Source organism: Nocardia sp. NPDC051911 (genome assembly GCF_040681035.1).
Classification (GTDB): Bacteria; Actinomycetota; Actinomycetes; order Mycobacteriales; family Mycobacteriaceae; genus Nocardia; species Nocardia sichangensis.
Genome location: NZ_JBFAXY010000003.1, coordinates 190,761 through 209,564, shown reverse-complemented (window position 1 = coordinate 209,564; position 18,804 = coordinate 190,761). Strand labels below are relative to the sequence as shown.

The window sequence follows — 18,804 nt, the reverse complement described above, 5'->3', positions numbered from 1 at the left end:
GCCATGCCCCACGTCATCACCCAGCCGTGCTGCAACGACGCCTCCTGTGTGCCGGTGTGCCCGGTCGGCTGCATCCATCCCACCCCAGACGAACCGGGCTTCGCCTCCGCCGAAGCCCTCTACATCGACCCCGCCAGCTGCATCGATTGCGGCGCCTGCGTCGCCGAGTGCCCGGTCGGGGCGATCACCCGCGACACCGCGCCCGCCGCAGGCCGGTTCTTGGACCTGGCGGAGGCCTATTACCAGCGAAACCCGCTGCCGCCCGGCATCCCCGACGCCTCGCCGCCCGCTGCGCGGGCCGAGATCGAGGAGCTTCGAGTCGCGGTGGTGGGCTCCGGGCCCGCGGGCGCGTATGCCGCACTCGAGCTGCTCGAGCATCCGGGCGCGACAGTCACGATGTTCGACCGGCTGCCCACACCGTGGGGTCTGGTGCGAGGCGGCGTGGCCCCCGACCACCCGTCCACCAAATCCGTCACCGAGGTATTCGAGCGCGCCGCCGCCAATGGCCGCTTCCGCTTCCACCTCAACGTCGAGGTCGGTACCCACATCACCCACGACGAGCTGGCCGCAGCGCACCACGCCGTCGTCTATGCCTATGGGGCCTCCGGTGACCGCCGCCTGGGGATTCCCGGCGAGGACCTGCCGGGCAGCGCGTCGGCAACCGAGTTCGTGAACTGGTACAACGGCCACCCGGACTTCATCGACCGCACGTTCGATCTCTCCTGTCGCCGTGCGGTCGTCGTCGGCAACGGCAACGTCGCCCTCGACATCGCCCGCCTCCTGGTCGCCGATCCCGCGGAGCTCGCCGCCACCGATATGGCCGACCACGCGCTGGCCGCCCTGGCCGCAGGCACGATCGAGGAAGTCGTGGTGCTCGGCCGGCGCGGCCCCGCGCAGGCCGCGTACACCACTCCCGAGCTGCTCGCCCTGACCGACCTCGACGGCGCCGATGTCCTCGCCTTGCCCGACGAGGCCAGGTTGGATCCCGACCAGCTCGCCGCACTTCGATCGGACCCGATCGGGCTGGCCAAAGCGCAGGCTGCCGCGGAACTCACCACACGCCACCGCAGCGCGTCGCGCCGTATTGTCCTGCGCTACTTGTGTTCTCCGCTGGAGATCTCAGGCGATCAACGAGTCACCGGGGTGCGGGTGGCCCGCAATCGGCTCGAACACGGCCCCGGCGGCGGCGTCCGCGCTGTCCCGACCGGAATCGAAGAGACCATCGAGGCGGGCCTGGTACTCCGGGCGGTGGGCTACCGCGGCGCTGCGCTGTCCGGCCTGCCCTTCGACCATGACCGCGGTGTGCTGCCCAACGACTTCGGCCGAGTCCTCGCCGGCACCGGCGAACCCATCCCCGGCGTTTACACGGCGGGATGGATCAAGCGGGGCCCGTCCGGAGGCATCGGCGCCAACAAGAAATGCGCACTGGACACTGTCGCCGCACTCCTCGCCGACCATTCCGCGGGATTGCTTCCCGCCCCGGCAACAACCCCGCAGGACCTCGACGCACTGGTCCGGCAGCGCCGGCCCACCGCCGTCGGTGTGCACGAGTGGAGGGCGATCGATCGGACCGAGCGCGACCTCGGCGCGGTTCAGGGACGGCCGAGGCGCAAACTCGCCTCGTTCCCCGCCTTGCTCGCCGTTGCGCATGGGGAGGACTCGATGCCGACGATTCCACTGCCGATCGACGCAGACGGGTTCCGCCTCTAACCGATCCTGCTAATGCTGCGTTCCTCAAAGGTGGTAGATAAAACGGCGGCGTAGGGTCCTGGGTTTCGGCTCTTGCAGCTTGAGCCAGCATGCCCCGACCAGGATGAAGGCATGTTTGATCCGGGGGTGACCCTCGAGCCATTCGCGGGCGGATTTGCTGTTGTGGCTGGAGAGGTTGTCGGTGATGACATAGATATCACCGGTGGGGTTGGCCGGTTCGAGCATTTCGAGGAAACGCTGGTAGTTCACGCTGTTGCGCGAGGATGCGGTGAGTGTGGCGGCGTGACCGTCGCGCACGCGGATCGATCCGTGGACCCAGATCTTGTCGGGAATGCGCTACAGCGATATCGCACAGGAGCTGGACATTCTTGACTCGCCCGGCCTGCTGTTCAGCGCGACGCGTTCACCGATGCCGACTGAAACCCGCCCGCCTGCACCGCGTCGGTGATGAGCGTCCGAACGTCGCGCGGTGCGCCCGCCAGCAGCTCGAGGAGGTCGGTGCTAGATGCCTCGAGCAGTCCGGCACCGAGATTCGCGAACAACGAGAGGGTATGCGTGATCTGGTACGGCTCCAATCCACTGCCCTGCAACATATCCCGCGTTTCGCCGAGCGATATCGGCACGTATCGCACTGGGCGATTGAGGGATTCGCTCAGGATCTCGGCGATATCCGGGCCACCGATCGCGGTCACACCCTCGAGCTCGTATACCTTGCCCGCATGTCTGCTGGGCCGCCCCTCAGCCAGATCACGCTCGGATTCCGCGGCTACCCGAACGGCTACCTCGGCCAGGTCCTCGCGCGCCACCACCGAGATCCGGCCGGTGCCGAATGCCGCCGCGAATACACCCGATTCGGCCGTGGAGGCGGCACCGGCGACGGCGAGGCCGACCGGCACCTCCGCGTAGAGGCCATTGCGCAGGACGGTCGCGTCGAAAGGTGCTGCGGCGAGACGTTTTTCGGTCCAGCGGTGCGGCAGGGCGATGGTCATCAGATCGCCGGATCCCGCGAGACCGGTGTAGATCACGTGCCGGACACCGGCCGCGCTGGCGGCGTCGATCACCGCACCGTGGCGGGCCAACACCACATCGTCTTCGGCGTATCCGGCCGAAATCAGGACCAGGACATCGACATCCCGCAGTCCCGCGAACAGCGTCGCCGGGTCGTCGAAATCGATACGACGCGTGGTGATGTCGTCACCGGAGCGGCTGCCCGCCGCTACGGTCAGGTCGTCGAGGGTGGACAGGCCGCGGTGGACGAGGCCGCCGAGGGCTCCGGAGATGCCGGTTACCAGGATCATCGCAACACTCCCGATTGTTGTAGTTGCTGGATTCGACCCAGCATCGGCGGCCGCGGCGCGCGGCATAAGGAGGCACTTTCATGTCGGTCACGAACACTGCGGTCACCGCGCAGGTCGCGGGCACTATTCCCGACGGGCCCTGTGGCGATGACGACTGCGGCATCCGCGATGTGCTCGACCGATTGGGGGATCGGTGGACGGTATTGGTGATCGTCGAACTGAGTAAAGGGGTGCGGCGTTTCCGTGAGTTGGAGCGGGCGATTCCGGGCATCTCACAGCGGATGCTGACACTGACCACCAAACGCCTGTGCCGCGACGGCATGGTGGAGCGGATCGCGTACCCGACGATCCCACCGCAGGTCGAATACCGGCTCACTGAGACCGGCCAGAGCCTGGCCGCGGCCATCAGCGCACTCGCCGATTGGTCGCGCGAGCACAAGGACCGCATCGCCGACGCGCGCCGACACTGGGATGCCGAGCACGGCGACTGAACACCTGTCGCGGGCGGGCGGACAGCGCTTGAATGGAAGCATTCCCACAGGGAGGTTCCCGATGACCCTTACCGCTCGTGACCTGCTCTACGGGATCCAGGCCGAGCTGGCCCCGCACGACGACGACAATCGCATGGTTCCGCTGATCTCGGTGGGCAGGGCGCCACGCGCGGTATTCGCGGCGATCGCCGCCGAGGAACAGCGCATCATAAGCAGCGACTGGCGCAGCTTCCACGCCATGGCGGCGCGAGCGGACGACCCGCACGTCAGAGCGTTCCTCGACGGCCTCCCGCCCGGCGAGCAGCAGGCACTGGCTCTGTTGGACGCACTCGTGGCGGCGGCCGGACCAGATCAGGGCATGGAGCCGCCCAGAGCGGGTTGTCAGGCCTATCCCGCGTATGTCGCGTGGCTGGCGCTCAACGCCGAACCCTCCGCAGCGACTGCCGGTATCTACGCGAATGTCGCCGCATTCGGCCGCTATTGCCGTGTGGTCGCCGACAGCATGCGCACCAACTACAAGTTCGACGACCCGGCCTGCGCATTCTTCGACTTCTTCGCGGCCGATAGCCCCGAATATGAACAGCGGGCCCTCGCCGCAATCCAGGCCGGAATCGACACCGACCGACTGAATCCGAACGACGCCCACCTGTACGCCAGACTCTTCCAGAACTACGAACTCATGTTCTGGAACACCCTCGCCGACGAGTTCGCCGGATAGCACCGCAACCGTCGGTGTTCCTCCGAGCCGACCGCTCGTCGGCAGCTGAGCTAGCTCGCACCGTCGTAGACCACTGCCGATCGGCGAATCTCGATATGTTGATCAACAACGCGGGCCGCCCGCTGCAAGACCCGTCTGACAATCCCGTGGCACACAGAACGGGTTAGCTCAGTCGAGCGGCGTCGCGGCGGGCTCCGCGGCCACCGGCTCGGGCTGCGCCGGTATGGCCGCTGCCGGTCGCGTCGGCCGTTCGGGCGCTGCCGGGACCGCCGCGAGCGGCTTCCGAGCCCCGGCCAGCCGCGAGTAGGCGAGGCAGACCAGCCCGCATAACAGATAGCCCAGCGCCACCTTCGGTGCCGCAGCCCAGGCGATCTGGGCGGCGTGGATGAGGCCGATCCAGCTCAGTGCCGCGGCGGCGGCGCACGCGGTGGCCGCGGCGACGAAGCGCTTGTCCAGGATGAAGGTCACGACCGCGCCGAGCACCAGACCGGCCAGCACGCCGCCCGAGCCCAGCGTCTTCAGCCCGTCGTACACCACGCCCGCTTGGCCGAGCGCGGCGTCGCCGACGTTGTCGGCGGTGGTACCGGCCGCCGTCAGCGCGTTGTCGATCTGGCCGACCGCCCACTCGGCGAGGTTGGGGATCAGCGCCGCGACCACCGCCACGGCGTGCAACTTGGGCACCGCCTGGAACGCCTGTGCGCCGATCAGCACGCCGATATACAGCAGAATCGGCACGATCGCCGGGATCGGCAGCAGGGTGGCGAGCACCCCGAACAGCCCCAGCAGGCACATCACGCCGATGGTGACGCCGCTGGCCAGCGAGTATCCGGTGCGCCCGCCGGCGTCCTTCCAGCCCGGATGGCCGATGTAGACCGCGGGCGGGAACGGCGAGCCGAAGCCTGAGCCGACGACGGCGCCGAGCCCGTCGGCGAGCAGCACGCTGCGCAGGTTGTAGTTGTCGCCCGCCGCCGCGGCGCTCTCCACGTTGCTCATCGCCTCGGTGAAGTTGTAGACGCCCAGCGGAATCGCCGTGGCCAGCAGCGGGCTGAGATTGCCGAGGCCGGTGAACAGCAAGTGCAGGTGCAGGGTCGGCAGCCCGATCGCGATGTCGTGCGCGGCCTTGCTGACGTCCGGCACCGACATGAACCCGCCGATCCAGCCGATCGCCGTGCCGATCAGCAGCGCCACCAGGCCGACCGGGACGTTGCCGGGCAGCCGCACGTCGGTGAAGAAGCCGATCAGGATGATCGCAAGCACGGGCAGCGCGATCCACGCGGCCTCCCACATCTGCGCGGCCGGGCGCATGGAGATGAACGTGATCGAGATGCCCGCCAGCGTGCCGAGCATTGCCGCGCGCGGGGTGATGCGGCGGATGTAGGGGCCCACGAAGCCGCCGATCATGACGATCACGCCGATCAGGAACGCCCAGGCCAGGCCCGCCGACCACGCCTTCAGCGGATCGTGGCTGCCCAGATAGATCGGCAGCATGACCACGAACACCACGATGAACATGTGCGGCACGCTGGGTCCGTACGGCAGCGCCGTCACCGTCGCCCGCTGTTCGCGGCGAGCGAGGCGGCGGGCCAGCAGCACGTAGTAGAGGTTGCCGAGCACCAGGGCCACCCCCAGCGCGGGCAGCACGCTGCCCAGCACGTCCTTGCTGGAGATGTTCACCACCGTGATGGACAGCGTGGTGAGGGTGAGCACGTTGACCAGGATGTTGAAGCAGAGCCCGAAGTAGGCGTTGGTGTCGCCGCGCGTCCACCAGGGCAAGCGGAGGGCGGCGGGTTCCTCGGCGGGTGCAGTGTCACTGGGTTGCGTTTCGAGGGACATCGGCTTTCCTGTTCACTAGACCGGGCGTATCGGCGGAAGGGGCGAGCTGGGCGGGGGTGGTCAGCGCGGCGACGACAGCGGCCGAATCGGCGACCCAGCCGAAAATGCCGCCCTGTGCCGCGATCATCTCCAGCCCCACTCGCTGGAATTCGGGGAAATAGGAACCGACGCAGTCGGACACGACCAGGCACTCGTAGCCCCGGTCGTTGGCTTCGCGCACGGTGGTGTGCACGCACACCTCGGTGGTGACCCCGGTGACCAGCAGGGAGCGGATGCCCCCGCGCTGCAGTTCGTCGGCGAGGCCGGTGGCGTAGAAGGCGCCCTTGCCCGGCTTGTCGATCACGACCTCGTCCGGCAGCGGTGCCAGCTCGTCGACGATGTCGTGGCCGTACTCGCCGCGGATCAGGATGCGGCCGAACCGCCCCGGGTCGCCGATGCGCTGGGAGGGGTTGCCGCGCAACAGCTTCGACGGGGGGCAATCGGACAGGTCGGGCCGGTGACCCTCCCGGGTGTGCAGCACCGGCACCCCCGCCTCGCGGGCGGCGGCCAGCAGCGCGCGCAGCGGCTCGATCACCGTGCGCAGCAGTCCGACGTCGTTGCCGAGGCTCTCGCCGAAGCCGCCGGGCAGCAGGAAGTCGCGCTGCATATCGATGATCAGCAGGGCCAGGGTGCCCGGCTCGTATCGGAAGGGTCCCGGCCGCGCCGGAATGGACTGTGTGGCGGTCACTGTCGCTCCTTCGCTGCTCGGGCGGCGGCCGTGGCGGTCACCACCGTGCGGGGTTCGTCGAGGATGCGCGCCGCGGCCGCCAGCACGGTGTCGTCAGCGAGCGCGGGACCGGCCACCATGACCGACAGCGGCCGCCCGTCGCCGGTCACGCCCACCGGCACCGCCACGGCGGTGAGGTCGAGCAGATTCCCGAAATGGGTGTAGTGCCCGAGCACGGTGTTGGTGGCGACAGGATCGGCCAGCACCTGCGCCACGGTGAAGGTGGTGCCGATAGCCGGCAGCACCAGCACGTCGAAGTCGGCCCACATCCGGGCCACTCGCGCGCGCAGCCGTTGTAGCCGCTGCTGCGCCCGGAACACGTCCACCGCGTCGAACCGGTAGCCACCGGTGAGGATTTCGCGCACTGTCGGCAGTATCGAGTCCGGATGATCGGCCAGGAAGTCGCCGAACTCCACCAGCCGCTCGGCCACCCAGGGGCCCTGATAGAGCAGCTCGCCCGCCGCCAGGAACGGCTCCAGAGTGGTCGTCACGCAGTCGAATCCGAGCCCGGACAGGCGCTCCCGCAGCGTCAGGTGCGCATCACGGAACACCGTGTCGCCGAAGAACTCCAGCTCCGCCGCGGCGGGCAGCCCGGCGCGCAGCCGACCGCCGCGGTGGCGCGGCCCGCGGGGGCGGCTCCAGGGATCGTCCGGGTCCACCGCCGCGATCACGTCGAAGACCCGGTCGAGGTCCTCGATCGAGGTCGCGGTGAGGGTGACGCAGTCCAGCGACTTGCACGCCGGGACCAGCCCGACCGCGCTGATCAACCCGCGCGACGGCTTCCAGCCGACGATGCCGTTGAGCGCGGCCGGGACCCGGCCGGACCCGGCGGTATCGGTGGCCACGCAGAACGGCACCTCGCCCAGGGCCACCGCCCGCGCGGAGCCGGAGCTGGACCCGCCGCAGACGAGGTCGCCGCCGAAGACGCTGCGCGGGATGGTGTATGGGGTGCGGGTGCCGTTCAGCCCGGTGGCGAACTGATCCAGGTTGGTCTTGCCGACGAACAGCGCGCCCGCGTCCAGCAGGCGCTGCACCGCCGGGGCGGTTCCGGTTGCCGTATAGGCGAAGTCGGGGCAGGCCAGGGTGGTGGGCCAGCCCGCGACATCGATGCTGTCCTTCACCCCGAACGGCACGCCGTACAGCGGCAGCGTGCGCGCGCCCGGCCGCCGCTCGATCTCGGCCGCCGCGGCCAGCAGTTGCGCGCGGGGCACCGGCGTGATCCAGGTGCCGTCGTCGCCGTTGGCGGCGATCGCGTCGGCGACCCGCGCCGCGGTGTTCGTCGGTGAGCCGCTACCGCTTTCGTGTGAATGCAGGATCTCGGCGATGCTGGGTCCCGTGCTGCGCATTTGTCGATTGTCGACAGAATGCGTGAAGCCCGGTGTATTCGTGTGTTTCGGCTGTGTTGCCGGTCAGCGGAATTCGAAATCGAGGTAGGCCAGCTCGCCGTGCGTGCGCATCTCCTCCAGCACGATGTCCCGGTCGTTGGTCTCCAGGGCGGCCAGCAGCGCGGCGTGCCGGCGCACCCCGTCGCGGCGGTGCGTGGCCCGCGCCTCCTCCCGCAGGTTGCGGGCCATCGGCAGCTGCAGCTTCAGCAGGATCGGCGCATAGGCCAGATCCAGCTGCCGATGGCCGGCCAGCGCGACGATCGCGGCGTGGAAGCGGCGGTGCGCGTTGTCCCGCTCGAAGTCGTCGCCGCAGCCGTCGGCCGCCCGCATGTCGGCCAGCGCGGCGCGCACCGCGCGCAGCGGATCTCCCGTGGCTGGCAGCGGAAACGCGCTCTCCACCGCGTGCCGCTCCAGGACCCGCCGCAGCTCGAACAGTTGCCGCACGTCCGTGGCCGACCACACCACCACCCGGAAGCCGCGGCGCGGCAGATGCTCGATGAGCCCCTCCTGCACCAGCAGCCGCAGCGCCTCCCGCACCGGCGCCCGGCTGGTGCCCAGCCGGGCGCACAGCGCCTCCTCGCCGATCCGATCGCCCGGCGCGTACGCCCCGCTCAGTACCTCCGACCGCACATGCCGCACCGCCAAATCCACCAGGCTCGGCGGCAGCACGGTCTCCTCAGCACGCACCGTCATGCTTCGAGTCTACGAACGGGGTGTTCGGCGGCCGCTGCCCCGGACCCGCCCAGGACAGGAAGGCCGCCGTGGTCACCGTGACGTCGGCGGAGCTGTAGTACCAGCCGTTCCAGGTGTCGGCGACGATCACTGGATGCCGTGCCCGCGCGCCGTGTCATTGGCGGGCAGCCAGATCCCGTTGCAGCCTCGACCTTGTTCCACTGCCTCGGGGAGCGCCACGTGCGGCATGAACAATCTGAAGCGGTTCACCGAATTCGACACTGGCGCCGCGCGCATCGGCGGCCACCGCTACCGAACGAGGACTGCGCTGATGCGCTGCGCGAGCACTCCGAGTCTCGGCTTCGAACGCGCTGTGTTGTCGCGACCCGGGCGGTTCAGCGCCGCCTCAGAACAGCCGATCACCCGAAGGCTCCGGCACGGGCGTCGTTCCCACGCGTACGCGCTCCTCGTCGTCGATGACATCCTCGATCGCGTCGATCTGGTCCTGAACCACCTCGGCGCGGGCCACCAACTCGATCCGGTCGGGCTCGGTGAGGCTCTCGGCACCGAGCTTCTCGAAAACGCAGGAGAGCACCGACCGTAAGTCCTCTAGCTTGCTGTCTGACTCCACGGGACCTCACCCTACGTCCGAACTCGACGAACATCCGCTTCTGCCGATTATCGAGTGGTAGACGCCGATCAGCTCTGGGACCATCGGGTCAGCGTTCGACATTGATGCCGATGGAAGGAAATCGCGGATGACCACGCCGCGGCGGTACTGGATCAGATTCGACCCACAGCAGTGCTCCGACCCACGGTTCCGGCAGGGCGTCGGCGTGACTGGATTCGACGTACCGGATTGCCTGTCGATGGTGGCGAAGCTGTTCCCCGACGAACCGATGCCACCTGTGCGCCGAATTACGGCCGACATCTCACTGGCCGAGCCACTGCCGGTGAATCCTCGCTATCTCGGAGTCCCGGTGTGGCGCGGCGTGTGGTATCCACCCGTGAATCTTGAAACCGGGCCGACCCGCGCCATCGACCGAAGAGGCGCGCCTTCCGAATACCCGGCACCCGTCACAGCATCGGGCCGCCGAATGCGGGTCAGCGAGACACTGCACACGAAAACCACATGGCGGGACGAAATCCCGCATATCAATGGGCTGCTGTGGCCGCTGGTGACCATGCACCACGCCGAGTACGGCCGCGGAATGCGGCTCAGCGCCCCAGCGCTTCGCGCCGTCTGCGCCACGGATCCGACCTACGGGGACATGGTGCGCGAAGCTCTCGACTACATGATCGCGTGGCGCCCGACACCGGATGAATGGTTCGACGGGACCGAAACCAGGTTCGCCGATCAACGGGACCTGGACGAGTACCTGCGAGCCTTCCGCGACTACCTATTCGGAACTCGCCCGGAGCCGCTCTATCCTCCCGGCAGCGAACCGCTTTCACCCGAGGACGAGTACATGCGAGCCATCCGCCGCTTGGTCATCACTCGCCCGGAGCCCATCCACCCACCCGGCAGCGAACGGCTTTCACCCGACGGGGAACAGAGTTTCGCTCGCGCTGCACGTCAAACCCCTGTTGAGAGCTCAACTCTTCGTTCCGAAGCCGAATAATCTCTACACGCGGCTCACGGGTCCAACCGCCGCTCGGCAACACCTCGGAACCACTCCCCCGGCCGATCACCGAGCTGGCTCTAGTGAACTCGAGTGCGCGCTCATGCCGATTTCCGTGCATCCAGCGGGATCGGTCTCCAGTGTGGGATCTGTTGATCGGGGCAACTCGTCGCGCATGGCTGGCATCGCCCCAGCGGCCACGCACTTTCTCGATGATCTCCCTACTCGGGGAAGGTGGGCTGGAGGACGCCGTATCGCTCGGAGACGATGCCCCGTGTCGGCTCTTCGGGTAAAGCCGGCTCGGAACGGCCGGTAATTGCGCGCGACGCCCACAGATGTCGTGAAAGCTGGCCCGCCAGGCATGCACCGGCCGCGTTCAACAGCACGTCGTCGACGGATGCGTGACGGCCGATTGCGAGGGCGAACTGTGCAGTCTCCACCGCGATCGAAGCTGCTGCTCCCGCCAACAGGATGCGGTACGAGCGGGCGAACCAGGGTCGGCGCACGGGCAACAGGAAGCCGAGTGCGGCGAAGACCAACAGATTCCCGCCGAACTGCTCGATCACCCGGTCGTCGGCCAGTTGCTGGGCCAGATCACGCAGCGGCACAAGATTCAGCGAACGACCCGTTCCGGTCGGCGTGAGGATCATCCACAACCACGGCGCGGTACCCGTCACCATCCCGACATCGCACAGCGCCGCCCGCCACCCGCGCCGCCCAACCAGCCACCAGGCCACGAGACCGGCTACCGGTATCGCGGCGATCGCGGCCACCACGACCCCGCCCCACGCCTCCCAAGTCCCGTTCACCCCGCCAGTATCACCCAAATCACCAGCGCCACAGACTTGGCCGAAATCGCCACCCGCACAGCTCCACCCATCGCCACCCATGCCCGGCGGAGGTTCCTGAAGTCGGGTGAGCGGCAAAAGCCCTGACACCAGTCTTAAGTAGCCGCTGTGCGCGCTGAGCGAAGCGGTCACGGGGCGGTGCCCGGCCCCCAACTCAGCTGGATTGAACGAGCCTTGGCGAAGGTCCCTCTCTCGACCGATCTCGCATGCTTACCATTGGCGACTTCCGTCCCCTTGCATGCCGCGCACGCATCACAGCCGCATGGCTGGATGCAGCGCTCCTTTCGCGTGCCGAACCTGATGGCCATGCTGCTGCGGGCTGGGCCGTTGGGCCCTTCCAAATCGGTTCCGCGAAACCGGACGCCGGGCATCGCGTCTCGTGAATGATAGTTTCGAAGCGATATGCGCGGGTGTCTCTGTGTTCAGCAGCCAGCACAGCACCGCTGGTCGGCGATCCCGTCGTGCGCGGCATCGCGTCCGAATGGGGTGGGGCAGAGCGAGGATGAGCATGACAGACACGGCGGCACCTGCCCGCACCGCATCGAGGCAGGCTGTCACGGCCGCGGATCAGGTCGAGTTGCGCCAGCTACTGGCCGGATTGACAGCCGTGCGCGACGGCGATTTCGGCACCCGGTTGCCGACGGACGCCGACGGGTTGCTCGGCGAGATCGCGACGGTGTTCAACGGCATGGTGGACCAGCTGTCGCTGTTCACCTCGGAAGTCACCCGGGTCGCGCGCGAGGTCGGCACGGACGGGCGGCTGGGTGGTCAAGCCGAGGTGCCCGGCGTGTCCGGCACCTGGAAGGACCTCACCGACTCGGTGAACGCGATGGCGGGCAACCTCACCAGCCAGGTGCGCGACATCGCCCAGGTCGCGACCGCGGTGGCGCGGGGCGACCTGTCCCAGAAGATCGACGTGGACGCACGCGGTGAGATCCTCGAGCTGAAGAACACGGTCAACACGATGGTGGACCAGCTGTCCGCGTTCGCGGACGAGGTCACCCGCGTCGCGCGCGAAGTAGGTTCGGAGGGCCGGCTCGGCGGTCAGGCGGAGGTGCCCGGCGTCGGTGGCGTGTGGCGCGACCTCACCGCTTCGGTGAACTTCATGGCGGGCAACCTGACCGACCAGGTCCGCAACATCGCGCAGGTGACGACCGCGGTGGCGCGAGGCGACTTGAGCCAAAAGATCACAGTGAGCGCCCGTGGCGAGATCCTCGAGCTGAAGAACACCATCAACACGATGGTCGATCAGCTGTCGTCCTTCGCCGACGAGGTCACGCGGGTATCGCGCGAGGTGGGCACCGAGGGCATCCTCGGTGGCCAGGCGGATGTGAAGGGCGTCTCCGGCACCTGGCGCGACCTCACCGACTCGGTGAACTTCATGGCGGGCAACCTGACCGCGCAGGTGCGTTCGATCGCTCAGGTGGCAACCGCGGTGGCGCAGGGTGATCTGTCGCAAAAGATCAGAGTGGACGCCCGTGGCGAGATCCTGGAGCTGAAGAGCACCATCAACACGATGGTCGATCAGCTCTCGGCGTTCGCCGACGAGGTCACCCGCGTGGCCCGCGAGGTCGGCACCGAGGGCAGGCTGGGCGGGCAGGCGGACGTGAAGGGCGTCTCAGGTACCTGGAAGGACCTCACCGAGTCGGTCAACGTCATGGGCGACAACCTCACCGCGCAGGTGCGTTCGATCGCCCAGGTCACCACCGCGGTGGCCCGTGGCGATCTGAGTCAGAAGATCAGGGTGGACGCCCGCGGCGAGATCCTGGAGCTGAAAGAGACCATCAACACGATGGTCGATCAGCTCTCGGCATTCGCCGACGAGGTCACCCGCGTGGCCCGCGAGGTCGGCACCGAGGGCAATCTCGGTGGCCAGGCGACTGTGCGGGGCGTGTCGGGCACGTGGAAGGACCTGACCGACAACGTCAACGTGATGGCGTCGAACCTGACCGGCCAGGTGCGTTCGATCGCTCAGGTCGCCACGGCGGTGGCGCGCGGTGATCTGAGTCAGAAGATCACCGTGGAGGCGAAGGGCGAGGTCGCGGCGCTTGCCGGGGTGATCAACACGATGGTCGACACGCTGTCCGCGTTCGCCGACGAGGTCACTCGCGTCGCCCGCGAGGTCGGCACCGAGGGCATGCTCGGCGGCCAGGCACGCGTGCCGAATGTGGCGGGCACGTGGAAGGACTTGACCGACAACGTCAACTCCATGGCGAACAATCTGACCAACCAGGTCCGCAACATCGCCCAGGTCACCACCGCGGTCGCGCAAGGCGATCTGACCCGCAAGATCGACGTGGACGCGCGCGGCGAGATCCTCGAGTTGAAGACCACGATCAACACGATGGTCGACCAGCTGTCCGCGTTCGCGGCCGAGGTCACCCGCGTCGCCCGCGAGGTGGGATCGGAGGGGCGGCTGGGTGGCCAGGCCGAGGTCGAGGGCGTCTCGGGCACATGGAAACGGCTGACCGAGAACGTCAACGAGTTGGCGGGCAACCTGACCCGCCAGGTCCGCGCGATCGCCGCGGTCACCAGCGCCGTCGCCGAGGGCGACCTGACCCGCTCCATCACCGTGGAGGCCTCCGGCGAGGTCGCGGAGTTGAAGGACAACATCAACGCGATGGTGGAGTCGCTGCGCGAGACCACCAAAGCCAACCAGGATCAGGACTGGCTGAAGACCAATCTCGCTCGTATCTCCGGTCTCATGCAGGGTCAACGCGACCTGCACGTGGTGGCCGGGCTGATCATGGACGAGCTGGTGCCGTTGGTTTCCGCGCAGTTCGGCGCGTTCTACCTCGCCGACGACAGCGACGAGCGGCCGGAGCTGCGGCTGATCAGCTCCTATGGCAGCCCGGAGGAACCGGGCAGCCCGTCGCGGTTCGCCTTCGGCCAGTCCCTGGTAGGCCAGGCCGCACGCAGTCGCCGCACGATCGCGGTGGAGAATGTGCCTGGCGATTACGTCACCATCTCCTCCGGGCTCGGGCAGACCGCACCGGTCAACCTGCTCATGTTGCCGATCGTGGTGGAGGAACAGGTCCTCGGCGTGATCGAGCTGGCTTCCGTGCACCGCTTCACCCGCATCCACGGGGATTTCCTCGACCAGCTGATGGAAACCGTCGGCGTCAACGTCAACACCATCATCGCCAACGCCCGCACCGACGAGCTACTGGTCGAATCCCAGCGCCTGACCACCGAACTGCAAGCCCGTTCCGAGGAATTGCAAGTGCAGCAGGAGGAACTGCAGCGATCCAACGCCGAGCTGGAGGACAAGGCGGCACTGCTGGCCATGCAGAACCGCGACATCGAAGCCAAGAACCTTCAGATCGAGCAGGCGCGGCAGGAACTCGAGACCCGTGCCCAAGAACTCGCGCTCGCGTCGAAGTACAAATCGGAATTCTTGGCCAACATGAGCCATGAGCTGCGCACCCCGCTCAACAGTCTGCTCATCCTCGCCCAGCTGCTGGCCCAGAACCCGAGCCGCAATCTCACGCCCAAGCAGGTGGAGTACGCGGGCATCATCCACTCGGCGGGCTCGGATCTGCTCCAGCTGATCAACGACATCCTCGACCTGTCCAAGGTGGAGGCGGGCAAGATGGACCTCACGCCCGAACGCGTGTCGTTGCGTCAGTTGCTGGACTACTTCGAGGCCACCTTCCGGCCGATGACCACCCAGAAGAGTCTGCGCTTCCGCGTCACGACCGCACCCGGCCTGCCGTCGGACCTGCTCACCGACGACTCGCGGCTGCGGCAGGTGCTGCGGAACCTGCTGTCCAACGCGGTCAAGTTCACCGAGACCGGGTCGGTACAGCTGCGGATCGAACCGGCGGAGGCGAGCGAGTTGCCCGCCGCAGTGCGCCAGCACGGCCCGGCCGTCGCGTTCCGGGTGATCGACACCGGGATCGGCATCGCCGAACACCAGCTCGAGTCGATCTTCGGCGCCTTCCAGCAGGCCGACGGCACCACCAGCCGCAAGTACGGCGGCACCGGCCTGGGTCTGTCGATCAGCCGGGAGATCGCCTACCTGCTCGGCGGCGCCATCAGCGCCGAAAGCACGCTGGGCGAGGGCAGCACGTTCACCCTCTACCTCCCGGTGGCGCGGCCGGACTTCCAGGAGGCGCCGCCTCGCGAGCGGGACGACACGCAGCAGGCCGACAGTCGGCCGGAGCGCACCCATGCTCCCACACCTCAACAGCACCGCAGGCTCCTGGTCGTCGAGGAGCGCCCGCAAGGCCTGCTGTCGCTGGTCGCGCAGAGCGCTGTCGCCGAACTGGCCGACAGCAACGACCCGCGTGGTCCGGTTCAGGTCGTCACTACGGTGGGGGTGGAAGAGGCGGTGGCGGCGATGGCCGCCGAAGCGTTCCATTGCGTCGTGCTCGAGCTGGACTTGCCCGACGGCGCCGCGCTGCGGTTCCTGGAGACGATGGACGGGGACGTCGCATTGAGAAGCGTCCCGGTACTGGTTCACAACCGCCGGCTCGACGCCGAGCAGGAACGCATGCTGCAACATCGCGCCACAAGCCAGCCGCTGGAGCTGCTGTCCAGCCTGGACGATCTGCGGGAGCGGATCGCGCTGCACGTCACCGCCGAGGCACCCGGCGACATGCTGCCCTTGGTCCGTCGCGAAGACGCATCCGCCCCGGCGCCACAGCGGCCGGACGGCAAGCTCGCCGGCCGCACGGTGCTCATCATCGACGACGACGCCCGCAACCTCTTCGCGCTCAGCAGCATCCTCGAACTGCACGGCATGAGCGTTCTGCACGCGGAGGACGGGCGGGAGGGCATCGACAAGCTCATCGCCCACCCGGAGACGGACCTGGTCCTGATGGACGTGATGATGCCCGAGATGGACGGCTACACCGCGACGGCGACGATCCGCGAGATGCCACGGTACGAGAGCCTGCCGATCATCGCCGTGACAGCCAAGGCGATGCTGGGCGACCGCGAGAAGAGCCTCGCCTCCGGAGCCAACGACTACGTCACCAAACCGGTCGACGCGGACGCCTTGATCGCGTGCATCCAGCACTGGCTGGATGCCTGATGACCGACCTGGACAACCCCTACACCGAGGCCGGCGCGGCAGCTGACGCTCCCTCGCCCGTTGGCCCCGCGGTCCACCGCCTCGCGGCCACCGTAGAGCGGCTGCGTGCGCAAATCCAACAGGCCCAGGCCACCGCCGACGGACGCGCGCTGATCGAGATGGCCAAAGGCGTTCTGGTCGAACGGCTGCACTGCGGGCCCGCGCAGGCGGCACGGCAACTCGAGGCCCTCGCCGAGCGAGCGGGCATCACACCGCTCGAGTTGGCCGCCGAACTGGTCGACCAGTCGGCCCAGGACAAGGTCAGCGCGGTGGTGGGCGAGTTCTTGCTGCGCGCCGCCTCACCGGGAGAGCCATCCGCGGCCGTGCGCTTGCGTACGGCCGAAAGCGGGCTGCTTGCAGCCGGTGACAGTCAACGTGTCGCGGAGTCGGTGCTGGAGCACGCTCTGACGCCGCTGGGCGCCACCGCCGTGGCGATCTGGTCCGCAGGCGCCGACGCGTCGCTGACCCTGTCCGGTTTCGCCGGCATCGGCCCCCACGAGGCCGAGCGCTGGCGATACGTGCCGCCCGGTGTGGTGACTCCGGCCCGGCAGGCGCTGATGGAGCGCAACGCGGTATGGATCGATGACCTGAACCGGGCCGGGCCGCCGTCCATCGGTGACCGCGAGGGCGGCAGGGCGGCGATTCCGGCGGGCGCGGGGGGCAAGCTGCTCGGCGTCCTCGAGGTGTGCTGGCCGCAACCGCTCGAACCACAGCCGCCCCAGGTGCTCCGGCAGTTGGAGGCACTGGCCGAGCTGTGCGCACACACCTTGGAGGCGGACCTCGCCGCCGTGCGGGCGCCGGACCGCCCCGGTGTCGCGGATCTCGTGCGACTCGCGGACGGCCTTTTCGACCCGGCGCTCGTGCTGCTGCCCCACCTCGGCGAGGACGGCGCGCTCGCCGACTTCCGCATCCACCACGTCAACAGTTGCTTCGTCGACCCGGCCGGGCGTCCGCGCGGCCTGGTCAACGGCGCGTTGCTGCTCGAGGCGTACCCCATGGCGGCGAGTGACAGGCAGCTGTTCGAGCGGATCGAGCACGTCTTCGCCACCGGCGAGACCTACCGTGCCGACCGAATGATGCTGACCGAACTGGTCGGCCAAGTGCCGCTGACCGTCTCGACCGCCCTCAGCATCAGCCGCCACGGCGACACCGTGCTGCTGGTATGGCGGGTGGAGGACGAGACGGCGCGGCTGGCGGCGCTGCTGCAGCACGCACAGCGCCTCGGCCGCGTCGGCGGGTTCGAAGAGAACGCCGCAAGCGGCGAGATCACCTGGAGCAGTCAACTTTTCGCTCTCTACGGGCTCGCGCCCACCGCGGAGCCGATCCCGCTCGCGCAACTGCCGGGGCACGTCCACGACGACGATGCGAATGCCGTCGACCGGTTCCTGCGGACCTTGCTGCGCTACCGCCGCTCGGCTTCCACGGCCTTCCGGTTGATCCGGCCGGACGGCGTGACCCGGCACATCCGGATCGTCGCCGAGCCGGTCCTGGAGGCAGGTCACCTGGCCGCCATCCGCGGCGCCTATCAGGACATCTCCGCGCAGCACTGGACCGAGGTCGCGCTGTCCGCGACACGCGACCGGCTGGCGCACAGCGAGCAGCACGCCGCCGAACAGAGCCAGCTGGCCCGGCAGCTCCAGCAGGCGATCATGCCGGACGCGCAGCCGTCCATCGAGGCGTTCGGTCTGCGCATAGCGGTGCGATACCGGCCCGCCGAGCAGGAATACACCGTCGGCGGAGACTGGTACGACGCGGTCGTGCTGCCTTCCAAGCAGATCCTGGTGTCCGTCGGCGACATCACCGGCCACGGCGTCAAGGCAGCCACAGGCATGGTGGTGCTCCGCAACGCCCTGCGTGGCCTCGCCGCCACCGGCGCAGGTCCAGGGCAGATGCTGACGTGGCTGAACCTGGTGGCCCACCACCTGACCGACAACATCTTCGCCACCGCCATCTGCGGGCTCTACGACCCACAGACCCGCGTCCTGCGCTGGGCCCGCGCGGGCCACCTGCCGCCGGTGCTGGTGCGCGCAGGCCAGGCGTCCAGCTTGCCCCTGCTCCAAGGGATGCTCCTCGGAGCTGTGGCGGAGACGACGTTCGAGGAAGCCGAACTGCAACTGGAGCCGGACGACACTCTCCTGCTCTACACCGATGGGCTGATCGAGCGCCGAGACCGGCTGCTGGACGACTGCATCGAACGGTTGCTCGTGAGGTCGGCACAGCTCAGCGGAACCCTGGACGAGCGCCTGGACGAATTGCTCGACGGCAGCGATGCCGATACCGACGACGACACGTGCGTGGTGGGTATTCAAGTGGGGCCGGGTCAAGACTCCCCGGGCAGCTGAGACCGGCCGACCGAGGACGCCGGTGCGAGTCCGGTACGAACT

14 protein-coding genes are annotated in these 18,804 nt (G+C 68.4%); 6 read left to right on the top strand and 8 right to left on the bottom strand.

Annotation, left to right across the window (positions count from 1 at the left end; genetic code table 11):
* Nucleotides 1-3: 3 nt before the first annotated feature.
* Nucleotides 4-1,710 (top strand): FAD-dependent oxidoreductase, encoded by a 1,707-nt coding sequence (locus AB0L97_RS05625; RefSeq protein WP_364425554.1) that lies wholly within the window; start codon nt 4-6, stop codon nt 1,708-1,710.
* A gap of 24 nt (nt 1,711-1,734) precedes the next feature.
* Here the strand turns inward: AB0L97_RS05625 and AB0L97_RS05620 are convergent, their stop codons facing one another.
* Entirely contained in the window at nt 1,735-2,007 is a 273-nt protein-coding gene (locus AB0L97_RS05620) for a hypothetical protein (protein ID WP_364425552.1), read from the bottom strand.
* Nucleotides 2,008-2,099: 92 nt separating this feature from the next.
* A complete protein-coding gene (locus tag AB0L97_RS05615; RefSeq protein WP_364425550.1) occupies nt 2,100-3,008 on the bottom strand; it encodes an NmrA family NAD(P)-binding protein in 909 nt (302 codons plus the stop codon).
* Between the two features lie 80 nt (nt 3,009-3,088).
* Between AB0L97_RS05615 and AB0L97_RS05610 the strand changes: the two genes are divergently transcribed.
* Complete coding sequence (locus tag AB0L97_RS05610) at nt 3,089-3,499, top strand: helix-turn-helix domain-containing protein (RefSeq protein WP_364425548.1); 411 nt, start codon at nt 3,089-3,091, stop codon at nt 3,497-3,499.
* Between the two features lie 61 nt (nt 3,500-3,560).
* Nucleotides 3,561-4,217, top strand: a complete 657-nt coding sequence (locus AB0L97_RS05605) for a hypothetical protein (protein WP_364425546.1) — start codon at nt 3,561-3,563, stop codon at nt 4,215-4,217.
* Between the two features lie 168 nt (nt 4,218-4,385).
* Here the strand turns inward: AB0L97_RS05605 and AB0L97_RS05600 are convergent, their stop codons facing one another.
* The 5 genes from AB0L97_RS05600 to AB0L97_RS05580 all read right to left on the bottom strand — a co-directional run bounded on the left by AB0L97_RS05600 (nt 4,386) and on the right by AB0L97_RS05580 (nt 9,504).
* The gene (locus tag AB0L97_RS05600; protein WP_364425544.1) at nt 4,386-6,050 is read right to left on the bottom strand and encodes a regulator; all 1,665 of its coding nucleotides are present in this window, start codon (nt 6,048-6,050) and stop codon (nt 4,386-4,388) included.
* On the bottom strand, nt 6,025-6,777 hold the full coding sequence (locus AB0L97_RS05595) for a cysteine hydrolase (protein WP_364425542.1): 753 nt from the start codon (nt 6,775-6,777) through the stop codon (nt 6,025-6,027). Before AB0L97_RS05595 ends, AB0L97_RS05600 begins: the two co-directional genes overlap by 26 nt.
* Nucleotides 6,774-8,162, bottom strand: a complete 1,389-nt coding sequence (locus AB0L97_RS05590) for an allophanate hydrolase (RefSeq protein ID WP_364425540.1) — start codon at nt 8,160-8,162, stop codon at nt 6,774-6,776. Before AB0L97_RS05590 ends, AB0L97_RS05595 begins: the two co-directional genes overlap by 4 nt.
* 63 nt (nt 8,163-8,225) lie before the next feature.
* Entirely contained in the window at nt 8,226-8,894 is a 669-nt protein-coding gene (locus AB0L97_RS05585) for a GntR family transcriptional regulator (RefSeq protein WP_364425538.1), read from the bottom strand.
* A 385-nt stretch (nt 8,895-9,279) separates the two neighbouring features.
* Nucleotides 9,280-9,504 (bottom strand): hypothetical protein, encoded by a 225-nt coding sequence (locus tag AB0L97_RS05580; RefSeq protein WP_364425536.1) that lies wholly within the window; start codon nt 9,502-9,504, stop codon nt 9,280-9,282.
* A 241-nt stretch (nt 9,505-9,745) separates the two neighbouring features.
* Here AB0L97_RS05580 and AB0L97_RS05575 point away from each other — a divergent pair, with 241 nt between their 5' ends.
* The gene (locus AB0L97_RS05575; protein ID WP_364425534.1) at nt 9,746-10,495 is read left to right on the top strand and encodes a hypothetical protein; all 750 of its coding nucleotides are present in this window, start codon (nt 9,746-9,748) and stop codon (nt 10,493-10,495) included.
* Between the two features lie 221 nt (nt 10,496-10,716).
* Here the strand turns inward: AB0L97_RS05575 and AB0L97_RS05570 are convergent, their stop codons facing one another.
* Entirely contained in the window at nt 10,717-11,271 is a 555-nt protein-coding gene (locus AB0L97_RS05570; protein ID WP_364425532.1) for a VanZ family protein, read from the bottom strand.
* A gap of 580 nt (nt 11,272-11,851) precedes the next feature.
* Between AB0L97_RS05570 and AB0L97_RS05565 the strand changes: the two genes are divergently transcribed.
* Both AB0L97_RS05565 and AB0L97_RS05560 read left to right on the top strand, forming a co-directional pair.
* The gene (locus AB0L97_RS05565) at nt 11,852-16,381 is read left to right on the top strand and encodes a HAMP domain-containing protein (RefSeq protein WP_364425530.1); all 4,530 of its coding nucleotides are present in this window, start codon (nt 11,852-11,854) and stop codon (nt 16,379-16,381) included.
* Entirely contained in the window at nt 16,381-18,762 is a 2,382-nt protein-coding gene (locus tag AB0L97_RS05560; RefSeq protein WP_364425528.1) for a SpoIIE family protein phosphatase, read from the top strand. Before AB0L97_RS05565 ends, AB0L97_RS05560 begins: the two co-directional genes overlap by 1 nt.
* The last annotated feature ends 42 nt before the right edge of the window (nt 18,763-18,804 follow it).

What these genes read in the sequence shown, in the direction of transcription:
- AB0L97_RS05565 (WP_364425530.1), top strand. Translation starts at nt 11,852, where the DNA reads ATGACAGACACGGCGGCACCTGCCCGCACCGCATCGAGGCAGGCTGTC.
- AB0L97_RS05585 (WP_364425538.1), bottom strand. Translation starts at nt 8,894, where the DNA reads ATGACGGTGCGTGCTGAGGAGACCGTGCTGCCGCCGAGCCTGGTGGAT.
- AB0L97_RS05615 (WP_364425550.1), bottom strand. Translation starts at nt 3,008, where the DNA reads ATGATCCTGGTAACCGGCATCTCCGGAGCCCTCGGCGGCCTCGTCCAC.
- AB0L97_RS05625 (WP_364425554.1), top strand. Translation starts at nt 4, where the DNA reads ATGCCCCACGTCATCACCCAGCCGTGCTGCAACGACGCCTCCTGTGTG.
- AB0L97_RS05560 (WP_364425528.1), top strand. Translation starts at nt 16,381, where the DNA reads ATGACCGACCTGGACAACCCCTACACCGAGGCCGGCGCGGCAGCTGAC.
- AB0L97_RS05600 (WP_364425544.1), bottom strand. Translation starts at nt 6,050, where the DNA reads ATGTCCCTCGAAACGCAACCCAGTGACACTGCACCCGCCGAGGAACCC.
- AB0L97_RS05610 (WP_364425548.1), top strand. Translation starts at nt 3,089, where the DNA reads ATGTCGGTCACGAACACTGCGGTCACCGCGCAGGTCGCGGGCACTATT.
- AB0L97_RS05605 (WP_364425546.1), top strand. Translation starts at nt 3,561, where the DNA reads ATGACCCTTACCGCTCGTGACCTGCTCTACGGGATCCAGGCCGAGCTG.
- AB0L97_RS05590 (WP_364425540.1), bottom strand. Translation starts at nt 8,162, where the DNA reads ATGCGCAGCACGGGACCCAGCATCGCCGAGATCCTGCATTCACACGAA.